This window comes from Paraburkholderia metrosideri (assembly GCF_904848625.1).
Lineage (GTDB): Bacteria > Pseudomonadota > Gammaproteobacteria > Burkholderiales > Burkholderiaceae > Paraburkholderia > Paraburkholderia metrosideri.
Genome location: NZ_CAJHCP010000004.1, coordinates 232,119 through 246,069 on the forward strand (window position 1 = coordinate 232,119; position 13,951 = coordinate 246,069).

Sequence of the window (13,951 nt, forward strand, 5' to 3'; positions counted from 1 at the left end):
AAGCGATGACCGTACGATTCAAGCTTGAAAGCCGCGCCGCGCTGTACGGCGCCTACGCGGCGATCGCCACGGTCGCGTTCGCCACCGCCTTTACCGCCGCCACAGCCGCCTCGGCGGTTTTCGGCGGCGGCAACGCGAGTGCGTTCGACGATCTGAACCACGGCCGCCCGCTGACCGTCCTCGGCTCCGAACAGCAATGCGAGCGCTACGGCGGTTTGCCCACGCGTTGGCGAGACGATCCGAAGGCCGGCATGGTGCATCTGCACGGCGGCGACTTCATACTCGGCAGCAAACTCGGGTACGAAGACGAGCGCCCCGCTGGCGACGGTAAAACGCGTGTCAACGGCTTCTGGATCGACCAGACCGATGTGACGAACGCGCAATTCGCGGCCTTCGTCAAAGCGACCGGCTATATCAGCGATTCCGAACGTCAAGGCGGCGCCGTGGTGTTCCACACGCCGACACGCGAAGAAATGGATGCCCGCGATCTGGCGTGGTGGAGTTGGGTAAAAGGCGCCGCGTGGAATCACCCGAGCGGCCCTGGCAGCAATCTCGACGGCATCATGAACCAGCCGGTGACGATGGTCACGCAAGCCGACGCGTTCGCCTACGCGCAGTGGCTCGGTCGCGATCTGCCGACCGAAGCCGAATGGGAATACGCGGGTAAAGCGGGTCACGAAGGTGCGGATCTCGATACCGCGCCACGCGACGACCACGGCAAGCCGAGTGCGAATTACTGGCAAGGCGTATTTCCCGTGTTGAACACGAAAGAAGATGGCCACGCGGGTCTTTCGCCGGTCGGCTGCTACGCGGCCAATGATTTCAGGCTTTACGACATGATCGGAAATGCGTGGGAGTGGACCAAAGACGTTTATAGCGGTCCGCATCAGTCGCACACGAATGGCGACACCGCCGCAGTCGCGCCGCTCAGCCGCAAACACGACACGTTGATGGTGATCAAAGGTGGCTCGTTCCTCTGCGCGCGTGATTACTGCGTGCGTTACCGCGCGGCATCGCGGGAACAGCAGGAAGCGGATCTGCCGGCATCGCATATTGGCTTTCGCACTGTGTTGAGGGATGCATCATGAAGCCACGTTTGATCGCGGCGGCGGCAGCGTTGATGGTTTTTGCAACGCTCCATCAGCCCGCTCGGGCTGTTCAGGCACAAGTCATCAGGGTTGGCGTAACGCCAGGCGCCCAGGCGCAAATCATGGATGAAGTACGCCGCGTCGCGGCGACTCACGGACTCGCGCTCGACGTCGTCGTGTTCGACAAACCCGGTACCATCGACGCAGCACTCGCCGCGAAGCAGATCGACGCCGCGAGTTTCGAAGATGCACCGAGTCTCGACACGCAGCGCAAGCAGCACGACTATGCACTGACAGGCGTCGCCACGACCGTCACGTTTCCAGTCGCGCTGTACTCGCGCAAACTGGCAAACCTCGGCCAGTTGCAGCGCGGCGCGACCATCGCGATTCCCGACGACCGCGAAGGTGCTGCGCGCGCATTGATCCTGCTGCAAAACTACACGCTCATCACGTTCAAGGACAGTGCGGGCTTGCACGCGACGACTCACGACATCACGAGTAACCGTCTGAACCTGCAGATACGTCAACTGCCCCGCGCGCGCTTATTCGACTCGTTGAATAGCGTGGCCTTTGCGGTGATCGATAGCGACGAGGCAGCGCGCGCGGGTCTTTATCCCGCACGCGACAGCATCGGTCTCGAAGATGCGCGCTCACCGTTTGCTAACGTGCTCACGGTGCGTGACGGCGACCGCAGTCAGACCTGGGTCACGCAACTGGTATCGGCGTATCACTCGGACGATGTCGCGCATTTCATCCTCACGCGCTATCAAGACTCGGTGCGCAGACCATGGTGAATGCGTTCTCGTTCGCGTGCTCGGCGTGCGGCAAATGCTGCAATTCGCCGCCATCGATGACATTGGCGGAGCTTTTCATGCACCGCGACCGGTTTATCGGCTGTCTGGCGATTGGACGCGTGTCGCGCAAACGGCAGGGCGAACGGCTACGCGTGGGTCATCATGAAAGTGTGCTCGACGACACCGACATCGCCGAATTCGCCTCGATTGCGGATACGCTGCTGTATCAAGCGGGCGAGACATTCAGTATCGCAACGCAAGGTTATGACTACCCTTCTGTCGGGCGTTGTCCGGCCTTGGAAGAGGACGGCCGCTGTGCGATTCATTTCGCCGGCAAGCCGGTGACGTGCGAAGTGGTCCCACTCGATCCGCTCGTGCCCGACAGATTGCAGCATCTGGTGCTCGCAGCACGCAATCAGAGCGGGGCTTATTTCGGCGCCAATTGCATTCAGGAGGGCGAACACGTCGACGCGGCGCTGCTCGTTTCCGGATCCCGTATTGTTGATGCCGGTGCACTGCACGCAGTCACGCGCCGCCGCCATGCACTCGCGAAAGAACGTGAGATATGGGGGCAAGCGGTATTCGAATCGCTGCGTCAAGACCTGTTCAATTCGCCGGCTGCGTTGGCGCGCATTCCCGCAGGCGGCTTTCTGACAATCTCCATCGTGCCTGCGCTATTGGCCGTGGCGGGCGCTTCCGAGCGTTGCCGTCAGCTCACTGCCGTCTATATCGACAGTCAGATTGCGTTGATTGGCCGCTCCATCGACCAGGCGCTCTTGCGACGTCGACTGGACGACCGCCCGGTGACACAGGAACTACGGGGCTTCGCCAACGCCTATCAACGGGCGAAAGCGTTGCTCGCGGTTCCGCTGGCCGCTGACCATCACAATCGTGATACGTCGTTTGCGTCCAACGTCGAAGCTTATCTGAGCGGCACGACCGCGCCTTAATCCGCGGCGCTCAGCCGGTCGCTATTGTCGCGAAACCCAATTCATGCGTTCGACAATGCGGGTGCGCTACTCTGCTGTTTCAAAGCTGCGTATCCAGTAGCCGAACACCCTTTTCGATCAGCTTCTCTGTAAGCGGACGATGCATCCATGCTTCGAGCGTCACCTGTTGCGACTTCATGATGTCGTCGGCGAAGGTGGCTGTCTGCTGCTTCGCGAAGTCGCGATCATAGATGTTCAGATTCGCTTCGTCATTCAGTTTGAAAGAGCGGCTATCGAAATTGGTGGAGCCGACCGAGACCAGATATTCGTCGACTACCAGTAGTTTGCAGTGGAACATGGTCGGCTGATACTCGTAAATTTCGACGCCGGCCTTCAACAGATCGCCCCAACATGCACGCGACGCTTCTCGCACCGTGTGCGTGTCGATGCGTTTGCCCGGCGTGATGATCTGCACTTTTACGCCGCGCTTCGCTGCTTCGACGATGGCATTGATAGTCAGTTTGTCAGGGACGAAATACGCGCTCGCAAGATGAATGCTATGGGTAGCGGCTGTGATCGCCATCAGGTACATCAACTGCATGTCGTCGCTGCCGCCCGACGGCGAACTGCTGAACATGTGCGCGAGACCATCGCCTTGCGTTTCCATGTGAGGGAAATAGTCGGGGCCATGCAGTACATTGCCGGTCGCCTTCACCCAGTTGTCCATAAACACTGCTTGCATATGTCCCACCACCGGGCCCACCACCCGAAAATGCGTATCGCGCCAATGCTTTTCATCCTGCGCGTGGCCGGTCCACTCCGGCGCAATGCCTACGCCGCCTGTAAAACCGATCTGTCCGTCTATCACCAGTAGTTTGCGGTGGGTGCGATCGTTCATTCGACCGAGACCCGTCCAATGCGGCTTGTGATACTGAATCACTTCTGCGCCGGCGTCGCGCAATATATTCAAATAGTGCTTATCCATTTTTGACGAACCGACCCAGTCGAGCAGTACATGCACGGCAACGCCCTCTCGTGCTTTGTCTGCGAGTGCCTGCGCAATCTGTTCGCCTATTTCACCGGACCAGTAAATGAACGTTTCAAACGTAATGGTTTTATGCGCTGAACGAATACCCTCGAGCATCGACGGAAAAATCCTGTCGCCGTTCAGTAGCATCTCGAAGCGATTGCCGGAGATAACCGGCGGCCCAAGCAACAGACCCATGGAGCGGAGGAATTGAGGATCGTCGCTCGAATAGAGCCGCTCGATCTTGTGTTCGATCTTCTTCTCGCCGCTCGACAGGTTGGCTATCACCAGAATGATGATGAGCGTGACGAATGCGGTGATGGGAATAGTCAGCATGCATGGGCCTCGATGCTAATCGGCAGAGCGCCTATGCGCGCGCTGCGGTTTGACGAAAGAGTACCGGACCTCAGGTCCGGCTCTTACCACGCAGGCAGCACGCATTGCGCGTGCCCATTGCGGGACCGCGCTTTGCTACTGGCGACATTACCGGACCAGCGAGAATGCTTCTCGAATTGCAATTTCGCCGGCGCCGTAGACACCGACCACCGTGACGTCAGACGCCACGCATTCAAACGTCGAACCCTGGAAAGTAATGACGAAATGATGCGAAGTCATTCCCGCCGATGCAACTGCGACGATCTCCGCAGTCAATGACGAGTTCACTACTTCGTGAACCGAATAAGGAAGCAGCCCTTGCGTAGCAAGCGGATGAATCTCGAGATCGCCGTCGCCCGGTGGCCCCAGCCGATGAAACACGGTGTCGGCAAACAGCACCGCGCAAAAGGGATCGTCGTCGGGATCAAATGGACCGAACCGCTCAAAGTCTGCTTCCGCAATCGGATAAGCCAGAATGACCCGGCGGTCGCTGGCAACAATGAAGGGTTCGGCCGCATCGACGGTGGGATGAGGAACAGAGTCCAGCAGGACGACCTGGTCTTCCTGCTGGGATGAATCGAACGTACTGGTCATCTACTTCACGGCTCCGTTGCGCTTAAGCGCTGGCTTGTGCCGTCGAGCTTTGCGGCGCTGCGGCCGTGGCACTCGTAGCGACAGTTTTAGCGGCGGCCTTGCGGCCCGGTGCCTTCCTTGCCGCTTTGGTCGCCACGGTCTTCTTCGCAGCCGGCTTCTTTGCCGCTACTTTGCGAGTGGCGGCCGTCGCCTTCTTTGCGGCCGTCTTTTTGGACGCGACCGCCTTTTTAGCGACGACTTTCTTCGCTGCGGTTTTCTTGCTCACCGCGCCGCTCGTTGCTGCCGACTTTGCTTTGCCGGCTTTTGCCGAAACTTTCTTTGCTTGAGTGCCGGCACTACTCGCCGCTGCCGCCGCACTATCGATCAGAAACCTGGTGCGATCCTTCACGCTCGCGAGCCACGCGGGCGCCGGACCGCGGCCGCTCCATGTAGCGCCCGTTTTCGGGTTCCGATACTTGGGAGGTTGCGCGCCTTTCGGCTGGCCTTTACTGCTCTTTACCGAAGTGACTGCCGCCTTTGCCGCCGACTTCAATTCGCTCGCGCCGTCGACCAGGAACCGGGTCCGGTCCTTTACATTGGCGATCCAGCCAGGCGCGCGGCCATGTCCCGTCCACGTAGCACCCGTTTTATGATCGCGGTATTTGGCCGGTTTAGCCGACGTGAGGGCTTTTGCGTTGCTGCTTGTGGCATGGCCATTCAGACCTCGCGCGGCGCGTTTTGCCCTTGCTTTGGCTTCGATATCCTCAGTAGTTAAACCGTGCTTGAGCATCAGTTCACGAATCTGGTCGACCGCGACTTGCGCTTTTCTGGCAATCAGTACGTCGGCTTGCGACTGAAGTTTTTTCAGCTTGGCTTGAATCTGCTCTAATGTAGGCATTTGATTCCTCCCTATGTGGTAATCGTCAAACTATGCCATGAATAAAAGAAGAAAGGCAGGTGTGTATGACCTTTGAGACGTCGGCTCATTCCCAATTAGCCGCTCTCTCTTCCTTTCCTTGCTGCCGACTCTTCTTCGAACTCTTCTTTCGCCTTCCCAATTTCAGGTAGTGCGGGTCAGGTCGGCGTAAAAACGACAGCCTGGCGATCGGCAATGTACCGCACACTTCGTACAAAACGGTATTGTTGACCGTCCGCCGTTATCCGGTTAAGTCCCAGACAGGTCAATGTCAACATTTCGTCTGCCTGTCGGGCTTCTACTACACCGGAATCCTTCAGATCCGCCAGATCGCCGGACGGATCTCCAACATAAACGCTGCGTACTTGCATACCCATTCTCATCAGCACCACGCTTTCACCCTCATCGAGTGCCAATTCCAGATAACCGGCCAGTGTCCGCAACGATTCCGGCGTACTGCTCGTCGACTGATAAATCGCTGCATTCGATGGTGTCATTCTGGCTCCCCGTTACTCGCATCAACGAAAGGCGTCTGCTGTGCATGGCAGCATTTGTCGCTTCTACTATAGGCAAGCATTTGAATTTTCAAAGGACAGTAGTTCATTTTTCATTGCAAATGTCGCTTTTGGAGTCGCCGGACTTTGAAAAAGCACGACTCGTAATGGCAAACCCGGTTCTTCACGCCAGGTAGAGAGGTAGGCGAGGCACTTCCGTAATTAGACGTTACCGATCTCGCAGCACTGTTTCACCTGTGTCAATGCGGTTCTTTTACACTCCGGACCGTAGCCCGCAGCACGTCTTTATCAGGTCGGCGCCGATTGAAAACAGGCAGATACGCTCTACTCCGGTGAGCAGGGAGAAAGGTCGACGAACAGAAAGTGATTGATTCGGCAGTAGATCCGCCAGAGTTGGCGGCGCTATCATTAGTGTAGATGGCCGTTCGAAAGTCGGTTTCCGGCAGGCGGCAATGACAGGAACATGAATCCCGGAAGTGCAATGGCGGTGAAGGCTATTGAAAAAGCATCGAATGGCATCACCTTCGCGCCTTCCAACAGCACGGTACTTTTCAGATGAAAGCTGGTTACATCAAAGCCGCCCTCGCAGCGGTAGCACTCTCTTCGGCCATGATCGGCACGGCCAACGCCGCCGGTTGTATGAAAGGCGCGGTTGTCGGCGGAGTCGCGGGGCATTATGCCGGGCATCACGCGGTAGTCGGCGCAGTGGGTGGCTGCCTGGTGGGCCGCCACATGGCAAAGAAACATGCCGAGGAACAGGCGGCGGAACGTCAGCAACAACCAAGAATGCAATAGTCGTAGCCGTATGGAACGCGGCCGCCAAAGTCGCTCAATCGTAGTCAGGCGGCGTGGCTGGCAGCGTTTCCTTCGCGGGATTCACGCAATTCGCAAACCGCGGGCGGGGAGAATTTCTTGAGTCGTCACGAAACGATGCTGCTTGACCGCGTCATGAAAGAGCCGGTAGTCGCTTTTCTCGAAAGAGTCTGTCCATATCGGTTGGTCGCCGGTGTCGTCGTCATGCTGCAAACCGGTGGCGTTGCACTTCCACGAACCGGGTCCTTTGGCGACGTAATTGGGAACAGGCTCTTTCAAACCAGGGAGACGCCCTGCCTGGACCCATTCGCAAAACCGCTGTAATCGTATGTTGTCGTCGGGGTCCCGATTGATGTCGAGCAAATGGCTGAGTTCCTCTTTCACATTGTCGGGCATGCCCGGTTGCGCGTCGAAATCTTCACGGCCGGCCAGATAACCACGCACCGCGCGACAGGCCATGTCGGCCGCCTGCACGAACTCAGGCAAGTTATGTCTTGAGACAAAGTTGTTTCGACCGTCGATGTAATGCCAATTCGCCCACGGCTGGTCGGGATAATGCAATGCGGCACCGTGACCGACGGGTAATGCAAGCGTCAGCACATTTTCTTCGATGTGCTCCACCAGATGCCCGGTCGCTGCCTTCAATGCCGCGAACCAGCCTTTGCGTGTGCAATCCTGAGCCTCCAGCAGATGCACCCGGTTCCACGGACTCTCAATCCCCGCGAATCCCTGATGCGCCCAGGTATCGACATACGTGTGAAGGGTCACGCCCAGTCGATGCAAACCCGTCTCCGTGTTCCGCTGACGAATCGCCCGTCGCACCACTTCGCGCGCAACCTCGCTATCCGGCCGGCAAACGGCCATTTCCTCCAGCGTGTCGCCTTCTGCCGCCGGCAAGAAATGAAACGGCGTCCAGACGAGCCGGTTCTGATCGTTCTCTGTATTGGAGTAATCGAATAACTTGTGCGCAGTGGCAAAGCGCTCAAAGGTTTCACCGCCTTTAAAGCGCAGTATTCCGTGGGTCGTCGCGTCGTCGACGTACTGGCAAGCATGCGCAACGGTACAGGCGTCCGCTGGGGTCATTCCACCAACGCGGGCTGCGACATAAACCACACCATAGTGAAAGTCGATATTCATGGCAGGCGTTCCTGACACACGACGAATGACGACGAGCTTCTCGACCCTGCGGCGAGAGCGATCTGGGAGAAAGCTTGAGTAGATAGTAGACGAGCGGGCGCGGCGAGACTTCAAAAAAACACTGCATTTGCGCTTTGCGGAGAGACGGGGCGGCAACAGGAAAGCCTCAATACCGACATTGACTGCATTGACAGTTGCGTGACAACCCTGAACTTTTCCGGTTGCCGATAGAGGACGATCAAACGAGATGCGTGATATTCAGGCTGCTATTCCATTGAGTATTCAGGTACTCCAGCGCGATTCGCCGGTGACAATGGTGTGGTAAATGTTCACTGCAAAGCAGGCAGCCCGAGCGAAAGAGATCGATATTTAGTTGCCGTTCCACGCCACGTTTTGCAATTAGTTCGAGGTAAGCCGCCGCGTATTCGTCCCATCCCAGTACTTTGCCCTGGTAACGTTTGAGCAAATCCGGCTCGGGAGTCAGTTCGGGTATTTCCAGATACGCCGCGCCGCACAAATTCTCGAGGAAGTAGCGCAGGTCCTGCTTTTTCGCGAAACCCGCAAGCTGCGAGGTGTTATGCAACCTCACGTCCAGAACCGTGCGAATCTGCGCCTGCTTCAGCGAATCGAAAAAGCGCTGTGCGGTCTTGCCTGTGAAACCGATGGTGGCAACCTGCACGGCATTGTCTTCAAGTTTCATTACGAATCTCCGACAGATTGCGAGCAGTAGCCGTTAAGCAATAAAGCGCGATGAAATAAAAAGCCCCACTGCGGAAATCCGGAGCGGGGCCCAATTCTGGCGCAGTGGCGCGGGTTATTGCTTGACGATGTCGACCAGTTCGACTTCGAAAGTCAGGTCGGTATTCGGCGGAATCGGGCCGACGCCACGCTCACCGTATGCCGTTGCCGACGGGCACGTGAGCTTGGCTTTACCGCCCACTTTCATTGTTTGCACGCCTTGGGTCCAGCACGGAATCACGCGATTCAGCGGGAACGTAGCCGGGCCGCCGTGCTTGGCGGAGCTGTCGAACTCGGTGCCGTTGGGCAGCGTGCCGCGATAATTGACCTTCACGACGTCGGTGGCCGACGGTTGTGCGCCCGTGCCTCGGGTGAGATGTTCAACGATGACGCCTGAAGGCAATTTCTCGGTAGTGGGTGCAGCGGCCATTGCCGTCGAAGAGAGAACAGCTGCGGCCAGCAAGGCAACGATAGATTTCAAAGCAAGTCTCCAGTTGGGTGGTGCGTCCCATTGTAACGGATCGTATGTTGCATATTTCCGTCGGACACTACCGGTTGCCCGGATTGACAAAGAGCACGGGCGACGAATTGCCAGCGCACTAATAGAGACTCAATCCAGACTCTGTACCGTATAGCCGCCGGGTATCGCGTCGCCATGCGCGTTGTAGTCGGCGAGCACGGTTTCCCGTTCGCGGACGTCGGCCAGTAATGCCGGATCGAGTGGCGCAGTAATCACTTCGTCGCGGTCTCGGCTCGCCTGAGCCACTACATCGCCATACGGACTCCAGATCGCACTCGCTCCGCATGTGGCCCAGCCGCCTGTCGTGCCGACGTGATTCGACAGAAGCACGTACTGCGTATTGTCGAAAGCTCGCGCGGGGAACCAGATGCGCGACTGGTGGAAGCCCGTTTTCATGCTGAAAAGCGCGCTCACCAGATAAGCGTGTGCGCCGTTGACCGCCGCAAGCCGCGCATGTTCAGGAAAGCCCGAGTCGTAACAGATACCTGCGGCGAGCCGCCATCCGTCGAGCAGCAGCATGTGACCTCGCGTACCCGGCTGATAAATATGCGCCTCGCTGCTATACAGATACTGCTTGTGATACGGCTCGATCTGTTCGCCGGACCGGTTGAATATCAGCGACGAAATATGCAGACCTGCTGATCCGCGCGTCGCCGCGCCGACCATTACCGCGATTTCACGTCGGCGGCAAACTTCACGAATTGGCTGCAAACGTGGATCGTTTGCGTCGAATGCGTATTTCGCGGGGTCGCCGGCAATCAGATCCGGCTCATAGCCGCTCAGGAATTTTTCGGGAAAAACCACCAGTTTCGCGCCGTGATCGGCGGCCACGCCGGTCAATTCGACCGCTCTGGCGATGTTTGCCGCGATATCTCCGGGAACCGGTTGTGCTTGTGCGGCAGCAATTCGCAAAGACGTCTGCGGCAAGGCTATCTGTTTGTGATTCAAGCCGAACTCCGTGATAAAAGAACCGTTGCAACGTACGTGAGCAGATTCCGTTGCTTCTTATATAGGCGAGCAAGCCCCGGCATTTAATCACGGACCACGTGTCTCTCGTAAGTATGACGATACTGTCGTGAACCACCTGTACGGTTTCGCGGTCCACCTGATACGTCCACCGCGCGCTATTCGACCATCCGCGGATCCAATGCGAAAGAGTACTTTCGATGACCGAGCCGGCTGATTCCGACGAGAACCCTGTTCCCGCACCTGCCGTTGCGGCGGAGCGGCGCCGCGCGCCCCGGCCACGGCGGATTCCGCGCACTCGTGAACAGCAGGCGCGGTTCGATGCACGTGAGCCTGCCTTCGAGCCCCTGCCCTTTTCCATCGACGACACCGCAGCGAGCCAACCATTTGCGGACAGACTCCAGGCCTGGTTCGATGCGCGCCGCTGGCAGCCGTTTGAGTTTCAACGCGACGTCTGGCGAGAAATCGCGCGTGGCGCGAGCGGTTTGCTTCACGCGACCACGGGCGCAGGCAAAACATGGGCGGTGTGGTTTGGCGCACTCGCCGCGTTCGCCGATTCCACCAACGAACCAACCTCGGCCCGAAGCCGCGCGCCACGCGCGCAGCCCGAACCGCTTACCGTGCTATGGATCACGCCGATGCGGGCACTCGCCGCCGATACCGCTCGCGCATTGCAAAGCTCGGCGGCAGAACTGGCTGTACCGTGGAGTGTCGGACTGCGGACCGGTGACACGTCATCAGCGGAGCGCGCGAGACAGAACCGGCGCATGCCCTCCGCTCTTGTCACGACGCCTGAGAGCCTGACGCTCATTCTCACGCGGCCCGACGCGCGTGAAGTACTGTCGCATGTACGGTTAGTAATTGTCGACGAATGGCATGAATTGCTCGGCAATAAGCGCGGCACGCAAACGCAACTCGCGCTCGCGCGTCTCGTGAACTGGCGGCCTGAATTGCAGGTGTGGGGATTGTCCGCAACGCTTGGCAATCTCGCGTTCGCCGCCGACGTATTACTGGCGCCTGTCAGCACACCGCGCGTCAACGTGCACGGGATGCTGCCTAAAGCGCTGATCGTCGACACGCTGATTCCCGACACCATCGAGCGATTTCCGTGGGGCGGTCATATGGGCATGCGCCAGGTCAGCGCGGTGGCCGATGCGATCGGCGAGGCGCAAACATCGCTCGTATTTACCAATACCCGCTCGCAATGCGAGGTCTGGTATCAGGCGCTACTCGAAGCGCATCCTGAATGGGCTGGACTGATTGCGTTGCACCATGGTTCGCTCGATCAGGAAGTGCGCGACTGGGTCGAGCGCGGTCTCAAGAGCGGGTTGCTGAAAGGGGTGGTATGTACTTCGAGCCTTGATCTCGGCGTCGATTTCCTGCCTGTGGAACGCGTGTTTCAGATCGGTTCGCCGAAAGGTGTCGCGCGGCTGATGCAACGTGCGGGGCGCTCGGGACATGCGCCAGGGCGTCCGTCACGCATAACTATTGTGCCGACCCATGCGCTCGAACTGGTCGAGGCCGCCGCCGCTCGCGAAGCGGTCGAGCAGCGTCAGATAGAAGGACGCGATACGCCGGAAAAGCCTTTCGACGTTCTGGTGCAACATCTCGTCACGGTCGCGATTGGCGGCGGCTTCGATGCGAAAGAGCTGTGTCGCGAAATCCGTCGCACTTATGCGTACCGGAATCTGACGCAGGAAGAGTTCGACTGGGCGCTGGGTTTTGTCGAAGGTGGAGGCACCGCATTACGCGCGTATCCCGACTACCACCGCGTGATGCGCGAAAACGATGGACTGTACCGCGTTCCGCGCGAAGATCTGGTGCGGCGACATCGCAACAACATCGGCACGATCGTCGCGAACGGCACGTTGAACGTCGCGTATCTTTCGGGTGGACGAATTGGTGCGATCGAGGAATCGTTTATTTCGCGGCTTAAACCCGGCGATATCTTCACTTTCGGCGGACGCGCACTCGAATTGATCCGTGTGCAGGATATGACCGCCTGGGTACGGCGCGCCACGTCATCGCGTGGCGCCATGCCGCAATGGGCCGGCAGCCGCATGCCGTTGTCGTCCGAACTCGCCGACGCCACACTGATGATGCTCGCACGCGCCGCCAACGGTATCTACGACGAACCGGAGATGCGTGCGGTGCAACCGCTGCTTGAATTGCAGAGGAAATGGTCCGCCTTGCCGGAGCCAGGATTGTTGGTGATAGAGCTGCTGAAGTCGCGCGAAGGGCATCATTTCTTTTGCTACCCGTTCGCGGGACGCACCGCGCATATCGGTTTGGGAGCATTGCTCGCGTGGCGGGTCGCGCGCGAAAAGCCAGGTACTTTTTCCATTTCGATGAATGACTATGGCTTTGAGCTGTTGTCCGCCCAACCATTCGATTGGGCCGGGCAACTGGAAAGCGGCCTTCTCGGACTCGATGAACTGGATCACGATATTCTCGCGAGCCTCAATTCTTCCGAACTTTCAATGCGACGCTTTCGCGAAATTGCGCGGGTTTCGGGGCTCGTATTTCAGGGGCATCCCGGGCAACAGAAAAGCGCCCGGCAATTGCAGGCGTCGAGTGGTCTTTTCTATGAGATCTTCCGCCATCACGATAGCGATAACCTGCTGCTCAATCAGGCCGATACGGAAGTACTGCTTCAGGAGCTCGATGTACAGCGCATTCGCATTGCGCTTGAGCGAATGAACGCGAGCCGCGTAGTGGTGATGCGACCGAAAAAACCAACACCGTTTGCGTTTCCGCTGATCGTCGGACGTCTGCGCGAGAAAGTGAGTACCGAGAAACTCGCGGACCGTGTCGAGCGGATGCTGGCCGAACTGGAGAAGGCGGCCCGCGTATGAAGCCGGCATCGTTAGCGATCGAGATTGCTGGGCATCCGCTTGTGCTTTCCAGTTTGCGTGCGTGTTTTGATCCCGTGCAGCGCTGCCTATTTGTCGCCGATGCGCATTTTGGCAAGGACGCCGTGTTCCGTGCGCGCGGCATTCCGGTGCCGATTGGATCGACGGCAGATAACCTGATGCGCCTCGATATTCTGATCGCCGGGTTTGAACCGGTAGTGCTCGTGTTTTTAGGTGATCTGCTGCATGCACGCGAGTCTCATGCAGCGGAGACGCTCGATGCGTTGCATGACTGGCGCGCGAGGCATGCGGATTTGCGTCTGGTGCTGGTGGAAGGCAACCATGACCGGCACGCAGGGGCGCTCCCCGATACGTTGGGTATCGAGTACGTCAAGGAGCCCTGGCGGATGGGACCGTGGGCGTTGTGCCATCACCCGCAGCGGGTCAACGGCGCGTACGCGCTTGCGGGTCACTTGCATCCGGTTTATCGGATTGCGACGCGGACCGATTCCGTGCGTGTGCCCTGTTTCCGGTTTGGCACTGACTGCGGGGTGCTGCCGGCGTTTGGAAGTTTCACCGGTGGCTCACGTGACGAAGGACGTGTCGCTGGGGAGAAGGTTTTTCTGGTTGTGCAGGAGCGGGTGATCGGGTTGAGATGAGGCGAGCGGGGTGAAAAAAACCGCGGACGGGTGGGCACCTGTCCGCGGT

The 13,951-nt window shown here is 58.6% G+C and carries 14 protein-coding genes; 6 read left to right on the top strand and 8 right to left on the bottom strand.

Annotation, left to right across the window (positions count from 1 at the left end):
- Positions 1–5: 5 nt before the first annotated feature.
- From LMG28727_RS09675 to LMG28727_RS09685, 3 genes are read left to right on the top strand one after another with little or no spacing between them, the layout of a single operon-like run.
- The gene (locus tag LMG28727_RS09675) at positions 6–1,088 is read left to right on the top strand and encodes a formylglycine-generating enzyme family protein (RefSeq protein ID WP_201642080.1); all 1,083 of its coding nucleotides are present in this window, start codon (positions 6–8) and stop codon (positions 1,086–1,088) included.
- A complete protein-coding gene (locus LMG28727_RS09680; RefSeq protein ID WP_201642081.1) occupies positions 1,085–1,882 on the top strand; it encodes a MetQ/NlpA family lipoprotein in 798 nt (265 codons plus the stop codon). The genes LMG28727_RS09675 and LMG28727_RS09680 overlap by 4 nt, the downstream gene beginning before the upstream one ends.
- Entirely contained in the window at positions 1,876–2,832 is a 957-nt protein-coding gene (locus LMG28727_RS09685; protein WP_201642082.1) for a hypothetical protein, read from the top strand. Before LMG28727_RS09680 ends, LMG28727_RS09685 begins: the two co-directional genes overlap by 7 nt.
- A gap of 79 nt (positions 2,833–2,911) precedes the next feature.
- Here the strand turns inward: LMG28727_RS09685 and cls are convergent, their stop codons facing one another.
- The 4 genes from cls to LMG28727_RS09705 form a co-directional block, all read right to left on the bottom strand.
- Complete coding sequence (gene cls / locus LMG28727_RS09690) at positions 2,912–4,174, bottom strand: cardiolipin synthase (RefSeq protein ID WP_201642083.1); 1,263 nt, start codon at positions 4,172–4,174, stop codon at positions 2,912–2,914.
- A 147-nt stretch (positions 4,175–4,321) separates the two neighbouring features.
- Complete coding sequence (locus LMG28727_RS09695; protein ID WP_201642084.1) at positions 4,322–4,807, bottom strand: hypothetical protein; 486 nt, start codon at positions 4,805–4,807, stop codon at positions 4,322–4,324.
- Between the two features lie 22 nt (positions 4,808–4,829).
- A complete protein-coding gene (locus tag LMG28727_RS09700; RefSeq protein ID WP_201642085.1) occupies positions 4,830–5,684 on the bottom strand; it encodes an H-NS family nucleoid-associated regulatory protein in 855 nt (284 codons plus the stop codon).
- A gap of 176 nt (positions 5,685–5,860) precedes the next feature.
- Positions 5,861–6,199, bottom strand: coding sequence for a hypothetical protein (locus LMG28727_RS09705; protein WP_201642086.1), 339 nt, complete (start codon positions 6,197–6,199; stop codon positions 5,861–5,863).
- Between the two features lie 573 nt (positions 6,200–6,772).
- On the opposite strand from LMG28727_RS09705, the gene LMG28727_RS34110 reads away from it, so the two are divergent.
- Entirely contained in the window at positions 6,773–7,012 is a 240-nt protein-coding gene (locus tag LMG28727_RS34110) for a hypothetical protein (protein ID WP_407945837.1), read from the top strand.
- A gap of 81 nt (positions 7,013–7,093) precedes the next feature.
- On the opposite strand, the gene LMG28727_RS09715 is transcribed toward LMG28727_RS34110, so the two are convergent.
- The 4 genes from LMG28727_RS09715 to LMG28727_RS09730 form a co-directional block, all read right to left on the bottom strand.
- Positions 7,094–8,167 (bottom strand): DUF6765 family protein, encoded by a 1,074-nt coding sequence (locus tag LMG28727_RS09715; RefSeq protein WP_201642385.1) that lies wholly within the window; start codon positions 8,165–8,167, stop codon positions 7,094–7,096.
- A gap of 238 nt (positions 8,168–8,405) precedes the next feature.
- The gene (locus tag LMG28727_RS09720; RefSeq protein ID WP_201642088.1) at positions 8,406–8,867 is read right to left on the bottom strand and encodes a DUF488 domain-containing protein; all 462 of its coding nucleotides are present in this window, start codon (positions 8,865–8,867) and stop codon (positions 8,406–8,408) included.
- Between the two features lie 114 nt (positions 8,868–8,981).
- On the bottom strand, positions 8,982–9,335 hold the full coding sequence (locus LMG28727_RS09725) for an FKBP-type peptidyl-prolyl cis-trans isomerase (protein ID WP_236591716.1): 354 nt from the start codon (positions 9,333–9,335) through the stop codon (positions 8,982–8,984).
- Between the two features lie 180 nt (positions 9,336–9,515).
- Positions 9,516–10,373, bottom strand: a complete 858-nt coding sequence (locus tag LMG28727_RS09730) for a carbon-nitrogen hydrolase family protein (RefSeq protein WP_201642090.1) — start codon at positions 10,371–10,373, stop codon at positions 9,516–9,518.
- 218 nt (positions 10,374–10,591) lie between these two features.
- Here LMG28727_RS09730 and LMG28727_RS09735 point away from each other — a divergent pair, with 218 nt between their 5' ends.
- Positions 10,592–13,246 (top strand): ligase-associated DNA damage response DEXH box helicase, encoded by a 2,655-nt coding sequence (locus LMG28727_RS09735; protein ID WP_201642091.1) that lies wholly within the window; start codon positions 10,592–10,594, stop codon positions 13,244–13,246.
- Positions 13,243–13,902: a ligase-associated DNA damage response endonuclease PdeM gene (pdeM, locus tag LMG28727_RS09740; protein ID WP_201642092.1), complete on the top strand. Its 660-nt coding sequence runs from the start codon at positions 13,243–13,245 to the stop codon at positions 13,900–13,902. The genes LMG28727_RS09735 and pdeM overlap by 4 nt, the downstream gene beginning before the upstream one ends.
- Positions 13,903–13,951: the final 49 nt, after the last annotated feature.